16 protein-coding genes are annotated in these 17,950 nt (G+C 68.5%); 12 read left to right on the top strand and 4 right to left on the bottom strand.

Annotated features, from left to right (window positions below):
* Positions 1 to 3: 3 nt before the first annotated feature.
* Both C8D78_RS12875 and C8D78_RS12870 read right to left on the bottom strand, forming a co-directional pair.
* A complete protein-coding gene (locus C8D78_RS12875; RefSeq protein ID WP_120954273.1) occupies positions 4 to 1,203 on the bottom strand; it encodes an acyl-CoA dehydrogenase family protein in 1,200 nt (399 codons plus the stop codon).
* Positions 1,200 to 2,033 carry an SDR family NAD(P)-dependent oxidoreductase gene (locus C8D78_RS12870; protein WP_120954272.1) on the bottom strand — a complete coding sequence of 278 codons (834 nt, stop codon included), beginning with the start codon at positions 2,031 to 2,033 and terminating at the stop codon, positions 1,200 to 1,202. Before C8D78_RS12870 ends, C8D78_RS12875 begins: the two co-directional genes overlap by 4 nt.
* A gap of 250 nt (positions 2,034 to 2,283) precedes the next feature.
* Here C8D78_RS12870 and C8D78_RS12865 point away from each other — a divergent pair, with 250 nt between their 5' ends.
* From C8D78_RS12865 to C8D78_RS12835, 7 genes are all read left to right on the top strand, one after another.
* Entirely contained in the window at positions 2,284 to 3,477 is a 1,194-nt protein-coding gene (locus C8D78_RS12865; protein WP_120954271.1) for a glycoside hydrolase family 76 protein, read from the top strand.
* A 191-nt stretch (positions 3,478 to 3,668) separates the two neighbouring features.
* Entirely contained in the window at positions 3,669 to 4,709 is a 1,041-nt protein-coding gene (locus C8D78_RS12860; protein WP_120954270.1) for an iron ABC transporter substrate-binding protein, read from the top strand.
* 110 nt (positions 4,710 to 4,819) lie between these two features.
* Positions 4,820 to 6,319 (top strand): ABC transporter permease, encoded by a 1,500-nt coding sequence (locus C8D78_RS12855; protein ID WP_120954401.1) that lies wholly within the window; start codon positions 4,820 to 4,822, stop codon positions 6,317 to 6,319.
* 50 nt (positions 6,320 to 6,369) lie between these two features.
* On the top strand, positions 6,370 to 7,506 hold the full coding sequence (locus C8D78_RS12850; RefSeq protein ID WP_208641955.1) for an ABC transporter ATP-binding protein: 1,137 nt from the start codon (positions 6,370 to 6,372) through the stop codon (positions 7,504 to 7,506).
* A 247-nt stretch (positions 7,507 to 7,753) separates the two neighbouring features.
* Positions 7,754 to 8,581, top strand: a complete 828-nt coding sequence (locus C8D78_RS12845; RefSeq protein WP_120954269.1) for a class I SAM-dependent methyltransferase — start codon at positions 7,754 to 7,756, stop codon at positions 8,579 to 8,581.
* 123 nt (positions 8,582 to 8,704) lie between these two features.
* Positions 8,705 to 9,268: a GNAT family N-acetyltransferase gene (locus tag C8D78_RS12840; RefSeq protein ID WP_120954268.1), complete on the top strand. Its 564-nt coding sequence runs from the start codon at positions 8,705 to 8,707 to the stop codon at positions 9,266 to 9,268.
* 228 nt (positions 9,269 to 9,496) lie between these two features.
* Positions 9,497 to 11,443, top strand: a complete 1,947-nt coding sequence (locus C8D78_RS12835; protein WP_120954267.1) for a glycogen debranching N-terminal domain-containing protein — start codon at positions 9,497 to 9,499, stop codon at positions 11,441 to 11,443.
* Here the strand turns inward: C8D78_RS12835 and C8D78_RS12830 are convergent.
* Together C8D78_RS12830 and C8D78_RS12825 are read right to left on the bottom strand one after the other, a co-directional pair.
* On the bottom strand, positions 11,402 to 12,241 hold the full coding sequence (locus C8D78_RS12830) for a phosphatase PAP2 family protein (RefSeq protein ID WP_120954266.1): 840 nt from the start codon (positions 12,239 to 12,241) through the stop codon (positions 11,402 to 11,404). The genes C8D78_RS12835 and C8D78_RS12830 overlap by 42 nt on opposite strands.
* A 78-nt stretch (positions 12,242 to 12,319) precedes the next feature.
* The gene (locus tag C8D78_RS12825; protein ID WP_120954265.1) at positions 12,320 to 12,919 is read right to left on the bottom strand and encodes a YdeI/OmpD-associated family protein; all 600 of its coding nucleotides are present in this window, start codon (positions 12,917 to 12,919) and stop codon (positions 12,320 to 12,322) included.
* Between the two features lie 90 nt (positions 12,920 to 13,009).
* Between C8D78_RS12825 and C8D78_RS12820 the strand changes: the two genes are divergently transcribed.
* From C8D78_RS12820 to tgt, 5 genes are all read left to right on the top strand, one after another.
* Positions 13,010 to 13,792: a VOC family protein gene (locus tag C8D78_RS12820; protein WP_120954264.1), complete on the top strand. Its 783-nt coding sequence runs from the start codon at positions 13,010 to 13,012 to the stop codon at positions 13,790 to 13,792.
* A gap of 92 nt (positions 13,793 to 13,884) precedes the next feature.
* Positions 13,885 to 14,424, top strand: a complete 540-nt coding sequence (locus C8D78_RS12815) for an NUDIX hydrolase family protein (RefSeq protein WP_120954263.1) — start codon at positions 13,885 to 13,887, stop codon at positions 14,422 to 14,424.
* 120 nt (positions 14,425 to 14,544) lie between these two features.
* Entirely contained in the window at positions 14,545 to 15,684 is a 1,140-nt protein-coding gene (locus C8D78_RS12810) for a DUF6707 family protein (RefSeq protein ID WP_120954262.1), read from the top strand.
* Positions 15,685 to 15,766: 82 nt separating this feature from the next.
* Positions 15,767 to 16,492 (top strand): SRPBCC family protein, encoded by a 726-nt coding sequence (locus C8D78_RS12805; RefSeq protein ID WP_120954261.1) that lies wholly within the window; start codon positions 15,767 to 15,769, stop codon positions 16,490 to 16,492.
* Positions 16,493 to 16,525: 33 nt separating this feature from the next.
* A complete protein-coding gene (tgt, locus tag C8D78_RS12800) occupies positions 16,526 to 17,833 on the top strand; it encodes a tRNA guanosine(34) transglycosylase Tgt (RefSeq protein ID WP_120954260.1) in 1,308 nt (435 codons plus the stop codon).
* Positions 17,834 to 17,950 lie beyond the last annotated feature (117 nt).

Below are 17,950 nucleotides of genomic sequence, written 5' to 3'. Positions count from 1 at the left end.
CGCCTAGACGATCGCGGACACGCCTGTGACGGCGCGCCCGGCAATCAGCGTGTTGATCTCGAAGGAGCCCTCGTAGGTGTAGATCGCCTCGGCGTCGGAGAAGATCTTAGCCATCCGGTAGTCCGTGACGATCCCGTTGCCGCCCAGCAGGGACCGGCCCATCGCCACGGTTTCGCGCATCCGGGCGCTGACATAGGACTTTGCGAGCGCCACCTGCGGCATGTCGGCGGCGCCCTGCTCCTGCAGCTGCGCGATCCGGACCATCATGCCCATGCTCGCCACGGCGTTGCCGAGCATGGTCACCAGCTGCTGCTGGACCAGCTGAAACTTCGCGAGCGGGCGGCCGAACTGCTGGCGCTCGACGGCGTACTGCCGGGCGACGTCGAACGCCGCAAGCTGCTGCCCCACGCCCTGCCAGGCCACCATGATCCGGGAGCCCCGCAGGAGCTCGTTGGTGTCCTCGAAGCTGCTGATGCCGGCGAAGCGGTCCGCCTCGGCCACACGGACGTCGGTGAAGACGATGTCCGCGTTCTGCACCGTGCGCAGCGCAATCTTGTTCTCGATCCTGCTTCGGTGCACGCCGGGCAAGGTGGCGTCGACGATGAAGCCGCGGATTCCGCCGTCGGCCTCGTCCCTGGCCCAGACCAGCAGGTAGTCGCAGAACGTCCCGTTGCCGATCCAGCGTTTGGCGCCGTTGAGCACCCAGGCATCGCCGCCGTCGGCCGCGCCGCCCTGGATCCGCCGGGCCCGGGTTTCCATGCCGCCGGCGACGTCCGAGCCGTGTTCCGGCTCGGTGAGGGCGAAGGCCCCGGTGGTGCGCAGGTTGGCCGCGTCGTCGAGCAGGCGCGCTTTCTGGTCCTCGGAGCCGAAGCCGTAGAGCGATTCCACGAAAAGGTCGTGGTGGACCAGGAAGAAGGTCGCGAGCGATGTGTCCACCCGGGTCATCTCTGCGATGACGATCCCGGCGAACAGGTGGCTGTAGCCGCGCTGGGCGGGCGCGCTGAGCTCCAGTGCGGCCAGCTTGGGCAGAATGTGGGCGGGGAACTCGGCCTTGTTCCACCAGTCCGTGGCGTACGGGGCGACCTCGGCGGCCAGGAACTCCCGCAGCTGCGCAAGTTTCGCCTGCTCCGGTGCACTGAGCAGGGCTTCGAAGTCGAAGAAGTCCGCCGCGGGGAGCCCCGCCACAGAGGGAGCGTCGGTCATTTCGGGCTCATGCGGATGGCGCCGTCGAGGCGGATGGTCTCGCCGTTGAGCATGGCGTTTTCCACAATGTGCGCCGCGAGGTTGGCGTATTCGGCGGGGCGGCCCAGCCGCGAGGGATGCGGCACCTGCCGGCCCAGGGAATCCTGTGCCTCCTGCGGGAGCCCGGCCATCATGGGGGTCTCGAAGATTCCCGGGGCGATGGTGACCACCCGGATCAGCGAACGCGCCAGTTCGCGGGCGATCGGCAGCGTCATCGCGGCCACGGCCCCCTTGGAGGCGGCGTAGGCGGGCTGGCCGATCTGGCCGTCAAACGCGGCCACGGAGGCGGTGTTGATGATGACGCCCCGCTCGGGACCGCCGAGCTCCGTGCTGGCGGGCTCGGTGGCGGCCATCGCGGCCGCGGCGAGGCGGATCACGTTGAAGGTGCCTACCAGGTTGACCTGGATGACGCGGCTGAAGGCATCGAGGGGCAGCACGCCGTCGCGGCCCAGGACCTTGCCGGGGGTGGCGATTCCCGCGCAGTTCACCAGGATCCGCAGCGGTCCCAGTGCGGAGGCGGCGTCGACGGCGGCCTGCACCTGCGCCTCGTCGGTGACGTCGGCGGGGACAAAGACGGCGCGGCGGCCGCCTCCGGCCGCAGCCCCGCCAGAGGCGGCGCCCTCGGCCGCGCCGGCGGACGCGTTCAGTTCCGCGGCAAAGGCATCTCCGGCGGACCCCGGCAGGTCCACGAGCACCACCGATGCACCGGCGTCGAACAACCGCCGGGCCGTAGCAGCTCCGAGGCCCGAGGCCCCGCCCGTAATCAGCGCGACAGTACCCAAGACGTCCATACATCCTCCTTGATGTGGAACTGAACCCCGGCCGTGAAGCCTCGACGCGGGCGGCGCTGCAGCAGCGCCCCGCAGGGAACGTTAGTTAGTGAATGTTAACTGGAATCCGGGCATTCCGCACCTTTGCCCGCACCAGAACCCCGCCGTCGCCCCCGCGACGCCCGCACCGGGCCCGAGCGCGCTTGCCCGGCACGTTTGCCGGCCGCCGTCACGATCGGCATCGGAACATCCCCGCGATTAGGCTTGAGCCATGAACCGAGCAGACGCCTCCGCCGCCCCCAACTGGTCCTTTCGTGCGGACGAAGCTGCCCGCTCGGTAACCAGGCTTTTCGGTCAGCGGCTGTTCTTCCTGCCGGGGACCCACATCGGGGCTATCCTGCGGCCCTCCGGCCGGCTGAAAAACTTGTCCCGGCCCTGGCACTACTGGTGGCAGGCGCACTATCTGGACTGCCTCGTGGACGCCGGCCGCCGGGAACTGGGGTCGCCGGGGCGTCCGGGGACCAAGTTCGACGGCGTGAACCGGCCCAGCGCCGGCCGGCTCGCCTCCCGCCTCGTCACGGGCATCCGGCTGCGGAACTTCCTCACCGTGGTCAACAACTACTACGACGACATGGCCTGGCTGGCCCTGGCCACGCTCCGGTTGGACAAGCTCGCCGAGGACACCCGCAAAACCGCCGGCCGCGAGCGCAACGCCAAGGTCCTGCAGAGCCTTTCACTGCAGTTCGACTCCGCCTCCACGGACGACCTCGGCGGCGGCACGTTCTGGAGCACCAAGCGCGATTTCAAGAACACGCCTGCCACGGCACCGGTGGCCCTCTACTACGCACGGACAGGGAACCCGGCCAAGGCGCAGGCGCTGCTCGACTGGCTGGATGCACGCCTGTACGAACCGGTCCAGGGCCTGTACCGGGACGGCCTGCGGATTACCGGCACGGGCGACGTTCTGTTGGAAGAGACCATCTACACCTACAACCAGGGACCGGTCCTCGGCGCCCTGCTGGAGCTCGGCGGCGAGGCGAACCTGGCGCGGGCGGCCTCGCTGGTGGAGGCCGTGGCGCACACCCTTACCCAGCCGGCACCGCTGCTGGGGCGCACCGCCGCCGTGTTGCGCTGCGAGGGGACGGGCGACGGCGGTCTCTTCACCGGGATCCTGGTCCGCTACCTCGCCCTGGCCGCCCTCGACGAACGGCTGCCGGCCGAGACCCGGACCACGGCGGCGACGCTCGTGAACAACACGGCCGAGGCCCTCTGGGAAGGCCGGCGGATCCTCCCGCCGCAGGACCGGCTCGCCCGCCGGGGCAGCCACCTGGTCTTCTCGGACCGCACGGAACTGCCGGCGCGCCGCAGCTATCCGGAGGGAGCCGCCGTCGAGCTCTCCACGCAGCTTCAGGCCTGGATGGTGCTGGAAGCGGCCGCGGCGATCGCTGCGGCGCCCGCCCCGTAACGCTCTTCAATCCCGCCTTAATTACGTCACGCAATAGTTTCGTAATTCATGTGATCCTGATCACTTAACGCCCGCTCAGGTTGGTTGCTTAGGTTTGGCTAACCTACAGTCTTTGTTAGTGAGCATGCCCTAACTTCCCCGCTCACGGGGGTCAGGGCACCTACGACGACTTCCTTGCAGAAAGTAGCCCCATGAAGATCCGCACCAACGCACTGGCGGGCATTGCCCTGGCCGCCACTGCCGCCCTCGGCCTGGCGGCCTGCGGCTCCGGTTCAACCTCCCAGGCCGGCAGCGGCGCAGCCTCCGGCGAGATCACGGTCTATAACGCCCAGCACGAATCCCTGACCAAGGAGTGGGTGGACGCCTTCACCGCGGAGACCGGCATCAAGGTCACCCTGCGCCAGGGCGACGACACCGAAATGTCCAACCAGATCGTCCAGGAAGGCCAGGCCTCGCCGGCGGACGTCTTCCTCACCGAGAACTCCCCCGCAATGGCCCAGGTGGAAAACGCCGGCCTCTTCGCGGATGTGGACAAGGCCACCGTGGACCAGGTGCCCGCCGAATTCCGCCCGTCCACTAACAAGTGGACCGGCATCGCGGCCCGTTCCACCGTGCTGGTCTATGACAAGAAAAAGCTGAGCGCGGACCAGCTGCCCAAGTCCATGCTGGATCTGGCCAAGCCCGAGTGGAAGGGCAAGTGGGCCGCATCGCCGTCGGGCGCCGACTTCCAGGCGATCGTTTCGGCCCTGCTGGAGCTCAAGGGCGAGGCCGCCACCCAGGAATGGCTCAAGGGCATGAAGGAGAACTCCAAGGCCTACAAGGGCAACAGCACGGCCATGAAGGCCGTCAACGCCGGCGAAGTGGACTCCGCCCTCATCTACCACTACTACTACTACGGCGACCAGGCCAAGACCGGCGAGAACTCCAACAACGTCACGCCGTTCTACTTCAAGAACCACGACCCGGGCGCCTTCGTCTCCATCTCCGGCGGCGGCGTGCTGAAGTCCTCGAAGAACGCCGCGGCGGCCCAAGCCTTCCTGAAGTTCATCACCGGGAAGAAGGGCCAGGAAGTGCTCCAGAAGGGCACCTCCTTCGAATACGCCGTCGGCTCCGGCGTGCCGTCCAATGACAAGCTGGTTCCGCTCGCGGAGCTGCAGGCACCCACCGTGGATCCGGCCAAGCTCAATTCCGCCAAGGTCACCGAGCTGATGACCCAGGCAGGACTGCTGTAGCCGCAGTGACTAACAAGCTGGCGGTCCCCGGTCCATCCGGTGATTTGAAGACCGACACGACGACGGCGGGCAGGGGCAAGCGCCCCCGCCCGCCTTTGGGCGTCTCCGTCGTGTCCATCATGGCGGTCCTCATCGCCCTGTTTTCCCTGGTGCCCCTGGCCTACGTGATCGTCATGACGGCCGCGACCGGGTGGGACACCGCCGTGTCCCTAATCGTCCGCCCCCGGGTCGGCGAACTGCTGCTGAACACCGTGCTGCTGACCGTGGTCACCGTGCCGCTGTGCCTGGTGCTCGGCGTCGGCGGCGCGTGGCTCGTGGAACGCACCACCCTGGTGGGCCGCAAATGGTGGGCCGTCCTGCTCGCAGCCCCGCTGGCCATCCCCGCCTTCGTGAACAGCTATGCCTGGGTTTCCGCGGTGCCCTCTCTCGGCGGGCTGTGGTCCGGGGTCCTGATCGCCACGCTGTCCTATTTTCCGCTCGTGTACATCCCGGCCGCCGCCACACTCAGCCGCCTGGACCCGGCAATCGAGCAGTCCGCCGCGTCCCTCGGCCTCGGCGCCTGGCGCGCCTTCTTCCGCGTGGTGCTGCCGCAGCTTCGCGTCGCCATGACCGGTGGCGGGCTGCTGGTCGCGCTGCACCTGCTGGCCGAATACGGCGCCTTCGCGATGATCCGCTTCGACACCTTCACCACGGCGATCATGGTCCAGTACCAGTCCACCTTCAACGGCACTGCCGGGAACATGCTGGCCAGCGTCCTGGTCTTCCTGTGCCTGATCCTGCTGCTCGTGGAAGTCCGCAGCCGCGGCAGCGCCCGGTATGCCCGGATCGGCTCGGGCGCCCAGGCGCGCGCCTTGCGCCTGCCCCTGCACGCCTATCAGGTCCCCGCCCAGCTGTCGCTGATCGCGCTCACCGGGCTGGCCTTCGGACTGCCGCTGACCTTCGTGCTGCGCTGGATCATCGCCGGCGGCCCGGAAATCTGGGCCGCGGAGGAGTTCATGCCGGCCCTCCTGCAGACCCTTGCGTACGGGCTTGGAGCGGCCGTGGTCACCACCCTCGTCGCGTTCCCCATGGCCTACCTGGCCGTGCGGCGTCCCAGCTGGTTCAGCAAGTCCCTGGAACTGTCCAACTACATCACCAGCTCCATGCCCGGGATTGTGGTGGGCCTGGCCTTCGTGACCGTAAGCATCCGGATGGCCCCCAGCATGTACCAGACCTCGGCTCTCCTGATCGCGGCGTACGTGCTGCTGTTCCTGCCCAGGGCGCTGGTCAACATCCGCTCCGGCCTGTCCCAGGCGCCGAAGGAACTCGACGAGGCTGCCCAGGCGCTCGGCAAGCCGCCGCTGCTTGCCTTCCTCCGGGTGACGCTGCGCCTGACGGCCCCCGCCGCGGCCGGCGGCGCGGCCCTGGTGTTCCTGGGCATCGTCAACGAACTCACCGCCACCCTGCTGCTTTCCCCCAACGGAACCAGCACGCTTGCCACCGAGTTCTGGAGCAAGAGCAGCGAGATCGATTACGCCGGCGCCGCCCCGTACGCGCTGCTGATGATCCTGATCTCGGCACCCATGACCTATCTCCTCTTCCAGCAGTCCAAGAAAGTAGCCGGACAGTGACCGATACCCACCCGTCGCGTGAGGCCCGCTCCCGTCTCCCCGAACCGCGGATCGCGGCCTCAGTGGCCACCAGCACCAACAGCCACCTGGAGATCGATGCGGTCACCAAGAACTTCGGCTCGCAGGCCGTGCTCAAGGGCGTCAACCTCTCCGTGGCCAGGGGCGGAACGACGGCGATCGTGGGCCCGTCCGGCTCCGGAAAGACCACGCTCCTGCGCCTGATTGCGGGCTTCGAACACCCCGATACCGGCAGCATCTCGCTGAACGGCACCAAGGTGGCGGGCGAGAACGCCTGGGTCCCGGCCCACAAACGCCACGTCGGCTATGTGGCCCAGGACGGGGCCTTGTTCCCGCACCTGACGGTCGGTCAGAACATCTCCTTCGGCCTGGACCCGGCCAAGCTCCCCGGCGGGCGCCGAGGCGTCAAGGAACGCGTCGCTGAACTGCTGGACATGGTCTCCCTGGACCCGGGCATGGCCAAGCGCCGCCCGCACCAGCTCTCCGGCGGCCAGCAACAGCGCGTCGCCCTGGCCCGGGCCCTGGCCCGGGAACCCGAACTCATGCTGCTGGACGAACCGTTCTCCGCCCTGGACGCGGGCCTGCGGGTGGCCACCCGCCGCGCCGTCGGCCAGGTCCTGAAGGACGCCGGCGTCACCACCATCCTGGTCACGCACGACCAGGCCGAGGCACTGTCCTTCGCCGACCAGGTGGCCGTGATGCGCGGCGGCAAGCTCGCCCAAATCGGCAACCCGTTCGTCGTCTACACCCGCCCGGCGGACCGGGCCACCGCCGAGTTCCTGGGCGACGCCGTCATCCTGGATGCCTGGATGGAAGGGTCCCTGGCCACGTGCTCGCTGGGCGGGATCCCCGTGCGCCGCCCGCCGGCCCAGGGCCGGGTCCAGCTGATGCTCCGGCCCGAGCAAATCCGTATTTCCGAGGACGGGCCCATCCGCGGCACCGTGGTGGACACCGACTACTTCGGCCCCGAAACCACCGTACGGCTCCAGCTTCCCGTCCCGCCCGTCCTTGCCGCAGGCGCCATTCCGGACCACCGCTACCCCGGCGGCGGGGAAATCATCACGATCCGTCACTGGAACGCATCGATCGCCCGTCCCGGCACGGAACTGCGGCTGCGCGTGGTGGGCGAGGCCGTCGCCTTCCCGGTGGATGAGCAGCCGTCCCCGTAGGAAGCTGCCGGCTCGCTGTGCGGCGGTAAGGACCGACTCCGTGCGGACCAGCGCGACGTTTCCCGTCGGCGCTTGATTGCGTTCGCGGTCGCTGTTCATGCCCAGCGGCCTACTGAGTCGCGGTCTTTCAATGCTTGTGAGTGAGTCAGGCACATTGACCCTCATTGGGGTCGCTCCAGAAAACGGAATAAATACCACGATGAGTTGCCTCCGTTTTCTTCAAGCCCCCGTTCACTAGGGTGGAGGAATGACCCCACATCATGACGCGCGGGCGAAGGCAGCCTTTGTAGGTACGGGCCGTTGGATTGCCGCGGCGAGGGCGCTTGAGACTGCCCGTCCGGACCGGCTTTTCAACGATCCGTGGGCCGAGCTTCTGGCGGGAGAAAGCGGTAAAGCCACCCTGGAGGCCGCAGACTACAATCCGTTCCTGCCGGTCCGGACACGATATTTTGACGGTCGCATCCTCCGCGCCGCCCGCACGGACTCGCAGGTCGTCCTGCTTGGCGCCGGCTTAGATACCAGGGCCTTCCGGCTGCCGCTCCCGGCCTCCTGCACCGTGTTCGAGATCGACCACGCAGAGGCGTTCACAGAGAAGGAAGCCATCCTGCGCACCGCACCGGTCCAATGTGAACGAAGGTGCGTGCACGCTGACCTATCCGGGCCTTGGACCTCGGGCCTTCTCGAGGCAGGTTTTGACCGAAGCACACCAACGATCTGGGTTGCCGAGGGACTCTTCTTTTACCTGGCTGAGGCCGATGCCGAGTCCCTCGTCCGAGACGCCGCGGCTTTGTCCGCCGCAGGATCCACCTTCCTGGCGGATATCTTTGGCACCGGCCTGTTGGCCTTGGAAGGCATGGCTCCGCTGGTGGCCGCGCGCAAGAGTGCCGGCCGGCCGCTGCCTTTCTGTACAGATTCCCCGGAAGCACTTTTCCGGGCCGGCGGCTGGAGCGAGTCGGCGGTGGTCCAGCCCGGACAGCCCTCAGCAAACTTCGGCCGACTAGCCCAGGTCCCCGTTACACGGGACGCCGGGGAGCAAACCAATCTCCGCACCTACCTGTTGACGGCCACGCTTTGAGAACGCGGGCAGGCACACGAGAACCACTGCCGCTGTCCGCGCGGTTGCTGGCCGACGGACACGTCCGTGAAAATTACCCACCCCCAGTGCAACCAAACCCTGGGCAGACCTTCTGGAGAATCTATGTTTGAAACAGTCGTGCGAAACGGGGTCGTCTTGAAGCCTCTTGAGACCTGGCATGCCGGCGAGTTTGCCGAGCATATGAGCAGGGCAAGAGAGCATATCCGGCCGTGGGTCGGACCGACTTTTGTCACCGACACCGTCGACGGTGCCCGCGCTACCCTTCAGCGTTACGCCACAGCCACCGCGAATGATGGAGCGCGCATCTATGGCCTCTGGGACGACGGCAAGATCGTTGGAGGCGTCATGTTTGTCACGTTTGATCCGGTCTGGAGCATTTGCGAGATCGGCTGCTGGCTCGAACCCGATGCTGTCGGAGGCGGTCTCATCACCCGGTCAGTCGAACTGCTCATGGAGTGGGCCTTCATGGAGCGAGGGATGTCTCGCGTTGAATGGCGGTGCCGCACTGACAATGACCGCAGTGTTGCTGTCGCGCAGCGACTGCGTATGCGTTCGGACGGCGTTCTTCGCAGTAGCTGGGTCTACGACGGGAATCGATACGACAAGGAGGTATTTTCAATCCTTCGTGCCGAATGGATGAGCACACGACCTGGTATCGCTCAATGACGCCGCCCCGAACGCTCGTTGGACCCGAGGCGGGGCGCTCTCCCGTGCCAGGGCCTACGACGCGAATCGTAAGAGTGCCCGCCATGGATGAAAGCCCGATCGCGTACTCATCCGGCGTCCAGCAGGCGGACCTTTCGGCCGCCGGGGGCCAACGCCATGACCTCTCAGACGGCCGGCACCGGGTCTTGGCGCATTGAGACCGCCGGGTGCCCGGCATAGGGTGGGCGGATGACTGTTCAGCCAGGCCTGCACCGCCAGCACTGCTCCGTAGCCGCCCCCACGCAGCTGTGGCTCGATCCGGACGGCCGCCTCGCTGGCGCCGCCACCCCGCCCGGCACCGCTAATCCGGCCGACCCGGCCGGATTCACGGGGCTCCTTCACGGCGACACCCGGATGCTCAGCCGGGCCCTCGTTCGGGTCAACGGCCTGGAGCCCGAACCGGCCACGGTCGAAGCCGAGCCCGGCGGCGTCCTGCGCGTCCGGGGACTCGTCCGGGGGATCCCGGGTCCCACCGAGGATCCCGCCGTCGAGCTCCTGCAGACCTGGACCGTGACCCCTGGCGTGGTGCGGCACAGCCTGCAGCTGCGCACCTCACTGGATTCCCTCGACGTCGAAATCGACGTCGAGCTGGCCGCCGACTTCACCGACATGGCCGAAATCCGGCTCAGCCGCTTCCGCGACGCATCCGCACCCTCCTCCGCCGATCAGTCGGCGCTGCGCTGGCGGGAGGGCGGCAAGGCCCTGACGGTGGCGGCACCCGGCGCCGTCACCGCTGAAGGCCGGCTCGCCTGGCGCGGACGCCTGGGCCGGGGCCGGCCGTTCGAAGCCGAATGGCAGGCCATCCTCACGGACGATGACGACGCCGTCGTGGCGGCCCGTCCGCCCGCCTCCCGGCCGCCGCGGACCGGGCCCGCCGGGGCACTGGGCCTGCTCCTGGACAACTCCCTCGATGAAGTGGGCGGCCTCCGGCTGGCCACCCGCCAGCTCCCGGACGCCCCGTTCATCGCGGCCGGGGCACCCTGGTATTTCACGCTCTTCGGCCGGGACTCGCTGTGGGCCGCGCGTCTGCTTCTGCCGCTGGATAACGGGGCGGACCACGGGCTGGCCGCGGGCACGCTGCGGGCCCTGGCCGCCTATCAGGGCACCCGGACCGACCCCGCCGCCGCCGAGGAACCGGGAAAGATCCTGCACGAACTCCGGTCCAAGGAGCTCGTCCTGGAAAGCCAGGGCCTCCGCCTGCCTCCGGTGTACTACGGGGCCGTGGATTCCACCCCGCTGTGGCTTTGCCTGCTCGGTGAACTCTGGCGCGCCGGCCAGGACGACGCCGCTGTCCGGTCGCTGCTGCCCAACGCGGCACGCGCCGCTGACTGGCTGCTCGCCGCCGGGACACCCAGAACGGACCCAGACCCGGGCGCCGGCGCCGCGCAGGGAAACGGCGGATTCCTCAGCTACCGGGACGCCACGGGCCACGGCCTGAGCAACCAGGGTTGGAAGGACTCCCGGGACGCCATGCAGTTCCGCGACGGGCGGCAGGCCGAGGGGCCGATCGCCCTGTCCGAGGTGCAGGGCTACGCTTACCAGGCGGCGCTGGAAACGGCCGAACTGTTCGATGCCTACGGGGAGCCCGGCGGCCAGGCGCTCCGGGACTTCGCCGCGGCCCTACGGCTCAGGTTCCGTGAGCGCTTTTGGGTCGAGGACGACGCCGGCCCGTTCCCCGCCATGGCCCTCGACGGGCATGGGGTTCCGCTCGACGTCCCGGGCTCGAACATGGGACACCTGCTGGGCACGGGCATCCTGGACCCTGCCGAGGCCAGGCTCGTGGCAGACCGGCTGGTGAGCCCGGAGCTATTCTCCGGCTACGGCGTGCACACGATTTCGCGCCGCGCTGCCGGTTTTTGGCCCTTCAGCTATCACTGCGGCTCGGTCTGGAGCCACGACACCGCCATTGCTATCCGCGGCCTCCTGGCCGAGGGTTTCATCGCCGAGGCACGCGTGCTCGCCGATGGGCTGCTCACAGCGGCAGCCTCCTTCGGGCATCGGCTGCCGGAGGTCTTCGCCGGGGTGCGGGCGGAAGACTCGTCAGTCGCGGTGCCCTATCCGGCGTCGTGCCACCCGCAGGCGTGGTCCTCAGCCTCAGCGGTGGTGATCGCCCAGGCCATGGGCGTCTCGCTCTGACCCGTATTCCGCTGCAGGCCGGGCCTCTGCCGGCAACGCCGTCTCCGCCGGCGTAGTCACCGCCGCCGTCGCGGTAGCCACCGGTGCCGCCCGGCCGGCCATGGCGGCACGCAGCCCGTCCGCCAGGATCACCACCCCGGTGACAGCCAGCGCCAGGCCCATCGACGCGAGCACGTCCGTCAGCCAGTGATAGCCCAGGTACAGGCGGCTCAGGGCGACCACCAGTGTCCCCGCTGCCGCCGCCGCGAAGCCGAGCACCGACGTCGAGCGTTTGACCGACCGCGTGCCGCGGGCCGCCAGCAACAGATAGCACAGCACGCACAGGAATACGCCGGCACCGAAGGTATGGCCGGAGGGAAAGGACAGGGCGTCGTCCGGGCCGAGCATGAAGTCGATGGCGGCGGGCCTGCCACGGCCGACCTCGTGCTTGATTAGCGTGGACACCGCGAAGGTTGCCGCCATGGCGCCGACCAGCAGCGCGGGGCGCCAGAGTTCCCGTTTCCATACCGCCCAGACGAGGGCCAGCACACAGCCGATCACGGTCATCGACACCGGCGAGGTCACCGTGGTCACTGCCGTCAGGAACGCAGTTTCCAGCGGGTTCCGGGACGCCACGAGGCCGTCATGCACGGGCGCGTCCAGGGCGGCCGCGCCACTGTTGGACTGCACCGCGGCGAGCATGGTCCAGAAGATGGTTTCCCCCGCGATCAGCAGGCCGGCTGCCGCGAAGAAGAGCCGCCGCTGGGACTGCAGCGGCGGGCGGGCGGGCGGTCGCGGTGCACGTTGGACAAGGAGCATCGCCCTATTCTGCCAGCACCAACTCCCTGCCGCCCGGACGGAGGCTGGGAGTTCTCTGGATCGCCATCCGGGCGGCCGCTACACCTCCGGGGGCCGTTTGGCTTGTGGGTACGGAGTTTCGAACCGGGCGAGCATCTCCACGAACCCGGTGATTTTCTTTTCCCGGGTGGCGGCCTGCTTGACGGCATTCGTCCGGTAGATCAGGGCGAAGCGGTTCACCGACGTCAGGACCTCGAACATCGCCTGCGCGCGGGGCTCTGCCGCGATGGCCGCGGCGAGGTCGACCGGGACCTCCGCCGTGGCTGCCCCCGAGTAAGCGGCCTCCCAGCGCCCGTCCGACTTGGCGCTGAGCACGGCGGAACGTCCGGCCGGGGTCATGAGCCCGGCCGACTCCAGGCGTTCAATCCGCTCCACGTTCCGCGCGGACCACGCGCTCTTGGGTCCGCGCCGGGTCATCCGCTGGAACGAGCTCTCCCCGTCCCGCCGCCGGCCCTGCCCGTCGATCCAGCCGAAGCAGAGCGCCTCCCGCAGCGCGGCCTCGTAGTCCAACTCGGTCACCGAGCCACCTTTTTTGTGCAGCACCAGCCACACGCCCGGACTCGTCGCATGGTTCTGCTCCAGCCAGGCGCGCCACTCGGCGGCATCCTTGACCAGCAGTTCCTCAAGTTCAACAGCCATGGCACTATTGTGCTCCCCACTGCCTAGCGGGCCGCTTTGGTGGGACGATATCCGTGAAAGCCGGAATCCGTCACAACTCGAGGAGTAACGATGCTGCGTGTCCGCCCGATCCACTTCACCTCCCGTCTTGATGAATGGGAGCGGCTGCTCACCGCCCTGGGCCTGGTCAAGACCGTCGACGAGCCCACGTGGCGGGAGTTCGACGCCGCCTCCGGCCGCCTCGCCCTCCACTTCGTCGAGCAGGGCGCCGATCAGGACGGCACCACCTACTTCGGCGTCGAGGTGGGCGACCTGCAGGAATTCGCCCGCCGCACCAAGGAGGCCGGCGCCGCCACCGGCACCGAGGCCGGGGGCACCAACGCGGAACTCATCGAGGCGGACCACGGCGCGTCCTGCCGGATCACCGCCGCCGACGGTTTCAGTTTCCTGGCGGACGCGGCCACGCGTGCGGCCGACGGCAGCTGGGGAGGGTCCCCGGAAGCGGATCCGGGCATCGCCGTCGTCGGCGTCTGGTTCGCCGAAGACGCCGTCGGGGCGGCCCAAACGCTGCGCAACATCGGCGCCCAACCCCGCCCGGTCACGGGCACCGGGACCGCCACCGGCGAGCCCGACACCGTCGAGTCGGAAGCGTTCACGGCCAAGAACGGCGGGATCCTGATGGTCGGCGCCGGTGCCGGGACCGGGAGCGCCGGCCTGGGCTTCGAATACACCGGCGACCTCGGCGCCCTGTGCGAGCGCCTCAACGAGTCCGGACACGAGGCCGCGGTGATCGAGGAGGCAGCCGTTCCCACCCTGCACGTGGCCAACCCGGATGCGAACGGCGTTTCCGCCCGGCCGCCGCTGTGGATATCCGCGGCGCCCGCGGAGGGCTGAGGCTGCTGCGGCGCGCGCCGGCGACTGGCTGCGGGCGCGCCTGCCCCACGGCACGGCACGGGGAACGGGCGGGGATGGGGTAGAACTTAACCATGAATGTGCGCACCCCTGACCCGAATCCTGGCTGGCTCTCCGACGACGACTTGTTCGAAGCGCGCGGAAGGCTGCCGATGGTCTACGTCGAGGCCGTTCCGGTCCGGCTGGACCCCCTGGGGTTCGTGAACGAAGTCGGCACCCTGCTGCAGGCCGACGAGGACGGCACCATGGTCCGTTCCCTGGTGTCGGGCCGGGTCCTGTACCGCGAAACCATCCGTGCCGCGCTGCTCCGCCACATTGAGAAGGATCTGGGCCCGCTCGCGTTCCCGCAGCTGCCGGTCAGTCCCGTGCCGTTCACCGTGGCCGAGTACTTTCCGTCCCCATCCCATACCGGATTCACCGACGACCGCCAGCACGCCGTCGCCCTGGCCTACATCATCCCCGTGACCGGCGAATGCTCCCCGCGGCAGGACGCCCTGGAGCTGACCTGGATGACCCCGCAGGAGGTCATGAGCACGGACGCGCAGCTGGAATTCAGCGGCGGCCGCGGTGCCCTGATCCGGCAGGCTCTGGCCTTCGCAGGAGTCGGCAACTAGCCCACCCACTGGGGTCCGGCGTGGCCCCGGGACGCTCGGGGCGTCCGCTGCGTCCCCAACTTGGCGCACCCAATTTTGTAGACTGTAGGGCGGACCGCAAGAGAACTTTAAGGACTCCCGATGACCCACCCCCCAGCCTCCCGCAACTACAGTGAACAGCAGGCTGGATCCCTACGGGCCGGCGACCACCTGATCCTGCCCGACGGAAACCGCTCCGCCGAGGTGCACCGGGTGGAGCTCGAAGCCGACGATTTCGGCACGCCGGCTATGGTCCTGGCAACCCTCAGCGGCGGGGGTGTGCTGCGGATCGCGGCCGGATCGACGGTCCGGATCGCCGCAGACGCCGGGCCCCGCGCGGACACCCCGGATGCTGCAGAGCTCCGGTCCGCCGGCACGGCTGACGCAGCTTCCGCGGGACAACGCGCCCCCGGATCGTTCGACGGCGATTCCACCGCCGGTGCTGGCAGCGGTGCTTCCTCAGACGATTCCGCCGCCGGCGCTTCCGCGGCCGCGCCTCCGTCGCCCGTGCCGCCGTCGTCCGGTCCGTCCGCGGAACCGGGCCAAACGCCCGACATTGCCGCGACCGGCGTCGTCGTTCCTCCCCAGCCTGTGGCGCCGCCCTTGGTGAGCGGCCCCAGCGACGCGGATCTGGCCCTCATCCCCGCCTACGACGGCACGCCCGAGTCGGTCGTGGAGGCCGCGGCGGCGGCCCATCCTGGTGCGGCAGGAGTGCTCCTGCTCGGTGAACGGCTGGCTAAGGGCATCAACACCAAGTCCGGGAGCTGCCTGAAGGATCTCAGCGACCTCGCCCATGACCTGTTCATTAACCTCAAGGACGCCGACAACGCCCTGGCGGTCGCCGACCTGCTCAACGTCCTGCCGTTCGACGGCAACCCTGGCCGCTGGGCCTCGGTGGAGGCCTCACTGGCGCTCTCCAGCTACATTTGCCGCCAGCTTGGCCAGGACGAGCGCGCCGGGATCTACGAGAAATTCCTCCGCGCGCCGGAGGCCATGGAAGCGGACCCGTTCAAGGCCAGGATCAACGCCAAGGTGCGTCAGCGCTCGCTCAACGAGCCCAACCTGTACGACAAGGAAATCTTCCGCTCGATCGACAACGCGAACGCGGACGCGGAACGCGAGTGGCGCCGGCTGCGCCTCGAGGCGCTGTTGTTGCTCCGGGCTCACGGCGGCTCGGAGACCATCGGCGCCGCCGAGCTGGAACGACGGATCGGCAACGAACTCGAATCCGTCCGCGCCTGAGGCCGCGGCGGGGCTGCTCGGGGCTGCTCAGGGCTTCCGTTCGGCCCTACCCGTTCGGAGCCGGGCGTTGTAGATTCACCCCATGACGAACAATCTGAGCGTTGTGATCAATTCCGACGCGCAGCAAGTTTGGACCATGCTGCGCGAACCCGCCAGGATCGCCCAATGGCACGGCTGGAACGCCGATGACCAAGAGGCCGAAATCAACGAAATCTACTTCGGGCCGAACGTGGTCGAAGGCGCGGACCATACTTCCCTGGTGGTCGACGGCGGCGACGTCTTCACCTTGAAACCTGTCCCCGGGGGCACGGAGGTCAGCGTCACCCGGGCGGCGGTCGACCACAATTCCGAGTGGGCCGCGTGGGACGAGGACATCACCCAGGGCTGGCTGACCTTCCTCCACCAGCTGCGCTTCGCCCTGGAACGGCATCCGCACGGCAAGCGCCGGACGTTCTTTTTCTCCGTGCCGGGCACTGGCGGTTCCGCGATAGACAAACTCGGGCTCAGCGATGTCCCCGCGCCGGGGGACCCGTATTCGCTCACGCTTCCCACCGGCGAGGAAATCTCCGGCAAAGTGTGGTTCCGCAGTAACCACCAGGTGGGCCTGACGGTCCACAACTACGCCGAACACGGGGAGGGCCTGCTGATCGTGGCGGACCAGCCCGCCATCGCCGATCTCCGGCCCGACGGCGGATCCCTGGCGATCGTCTCCACCTACGACCTCGGTGCCCATCAGCTGGAGGCAATCCGCAAATACTGGGACACCTGGCGGGCTGAGAACTACCCCACATCGGATCCCGTCCACTAAGGCAACGGCTGCGTTAGCTGGCACACTTGAACCGTGCCAGCCAATCCTGACCCCAATCCTTCGCCCGCCGCGCCTGCCGCGCCCGCCCGACAATCAGAGTTCTCCTTCCGCGTGGGCAAACGCCTGAGCGAGGCGTGCCCGCCGTCGTCCGCGCAGGTAGCCGAAAACGGCGGCGAGTTCCTGGGCCGGACCGGCACCATCGCCACCCCGCACGGCGAGATCCAGACCCCGGCATTCATCGCCGTCGGCACGAAGGCCACGGTCAAATCAGTGCTCCCGGAATCCATCGCCGAGCTCGGCGCACAGGCGGTGCTGGCCAACGCCTACCACCTGTACCTGCAACCGGGCGCTGACATTTTGGATGAAGCCGGCGGGCTGGGCGCCTTCATGAACTGGCGGGGGCCCACCTTCACAGACTCCGGCGGCTTCCAGGTGATGAGCCTGGGATCGGGGTTCAAGAAGGTCATCGACATGAAATCGGTGGACCATTCGGGACCCGACGACGCCGTCGCCCCCGGCAAGGAACGCCTGGCCCACGTCGACGAGGAAGGCGTCTGGTTCAAGAGCCACCTCAACGGCGACCGGCACCGTTTCAGCCCCGAGATCTCCATGAACGTCCAGCACCAGATCGGCGCGGACATCATGTTCGCCTTCGACGAGCTCACCACGCTGCAGAACTCCCGCGGCTACCAGGAGGAGTCCCTGGAGCGGACCCGGCGCTGGGCCGAGCGGTGCATCACCGAGCACTTCCGGCTCACGGACCAGCGCGCCGGCAAGCCCTACCAGGCCCTGTTCGGGGTTATCCAGGGCGCCCAGTACGAGGACCTGCGGCGCAAGGCCTGCCGAGACCTCGGCGCGATGAACTTTGACGGCTTCGGCATCGGCGGCGCGCTGGAGAAGGAGAACCTCGGCACGATCGTGCGCTGGTGCAACGAGGAGCTGCCGGAGAACAAGCCGCGGCACCTGCTGGGCATCTCCGAACCGGACGACATCTTCACCGCAATCGAGAACGGTGCGGACACGTTCGACTGCGTCTCCCCCACCCGGGTGGCCCGCAACTCGGCGTTCTACCACCCCACCGGCCGGTACAACCTCTCCGGCGCCAAGTACAAGCGCGACTTCGGCCCGCTCCAGGAGGACTGCGACTGCTACGCCTGCCTGAACTACTCGCGGGCCTACATCCACCACCTGTTCAAGGCCAAGGAGATGGTCTCGGCCACGCTGATCTCGATCCACAACGAGCGCTTCGTGGTGAAAATGGTCGACGACGCCCGGCTCGCCATCGAGGCCGGCAACTTCTTCGAGTTCAAGGCCGAAACCCTGGGGAAGTACTACTCCTAGGCCGCCCCGGCGCCGTGGCAGGCGCCGCCCGGCCCGGCCTCGCCGTCCACCTCGCCGGAAGCCTGCAGGGCCGGCACCTCCCCCGCCGTCGAGGTCGCCGGAACCGTGCCAGATCGC

This window comes from Arthrobacter oryzae (genome assembly GCF_003634095.1).
Taxonomy (GTDB): Bacteria; Actinomycetota; Actinomycetes; order Actinomycetales; family Micrococcaceae; genus Arthrobacter; species Arthrobacter oryzae.
Note: the sequence above shows the minus strand (reverse complement) of the source record. Positions and strands in the feature narration are given on the sequence as shown.

Bases quoted from the DNA above. Each gene is read 5' to 3' on its own strand.
- C8D78_RS12835 (WP_120954267.1), top strand. From the start codon at position 9,497: ATGACTGTTCAGCCAGGCCTGCACCGCCAGCACTGCTCCGTAGCCGCC.
- C8D78_RS12845 (WP_120954269.1), top strand. From the start codon at position 7,754: ATGACCCCACATCATGACGCGCGGGCGAAGGCAGCCTTTGTAGGTACG.
- C8D78_RS12875 (WP_120954273.1), bottom strand. From the start codon at position 1,203: ATGACCGACGCTCCCTCTGTGGCGGGGCTCCCCGCGGCGGACTTCTTC.
- C8D78_RS12860 (WP_120954270.1), top strand. From the start codon at position 3,669: ATGAAGATCCGCACCAACGCACTGGCGGGCATTGCCCTGGCCGCCACT.
- C8D78_RS12825 (WP_120954265.1), bottom strand. From the start codon at position 12,919: ATGGCTGTTGAACTTGAGGAACTGCTGGTCAAGGATGCCGCCGAGTGG.
- C8D78_RS12820 (WP_120954264.1), top strand. From the start codon at position 13,010: ATGCTGCGTGTCCGCCCGATCCACTTCACCTCCCGTCTTGATGAATGG.
- C8D78_RS12840 (WP_120954268.1), top strand. From the start codon at position 8,705: ATGTTTGAAACAGTCGTGCGAAACGGGGTCGTCTTGAAGCCTCTTGAG.
- C8D78_RS12830 (WP_120954266.1), bottom strand. From the start codon at position 12,241: ATGCTCCTTGTCCAACGTGCACCGCGACCGCCCGCCCGCCCGCCGCTG.
- C8D78_RS12805 (WP_120954261.1), top strand. From the start codon at position 15,767: ATGACGAACAATCTGAGCGTTGTGATCAATTCCGACGCGCAGCAAGTT.
- C8D78_RS12865 (WP_120954271.1), top strand. From the start codon at position 2,284: ATGAACCGAGCAGACGCCTCCGCCGCCCCCAACTGGTCCTTTCGTGCG.
- C8D78_RS12810 (WP_120954262.1), top strand. From the start codon at position 14,545: ATGACCCACCCCCCAGCCTCCCGCAACTACAGTGAACAGCAGGCTGGA.
- C8D78_RS12870 (WP_120954272.1), bottom strand. From the start codon at position 2,033: ATGGACGTCTTGGGTACTGTCGCGCTGATTACGGGCGGGGCCTCGGGC.
- C8D78_RS12815 (WP_120954263.1), top strand. From the start codon at position 13,885: ATGAATGTGCGCACCCCTGACCCGAATCCTGGCTGGCTCTCCGACGAC.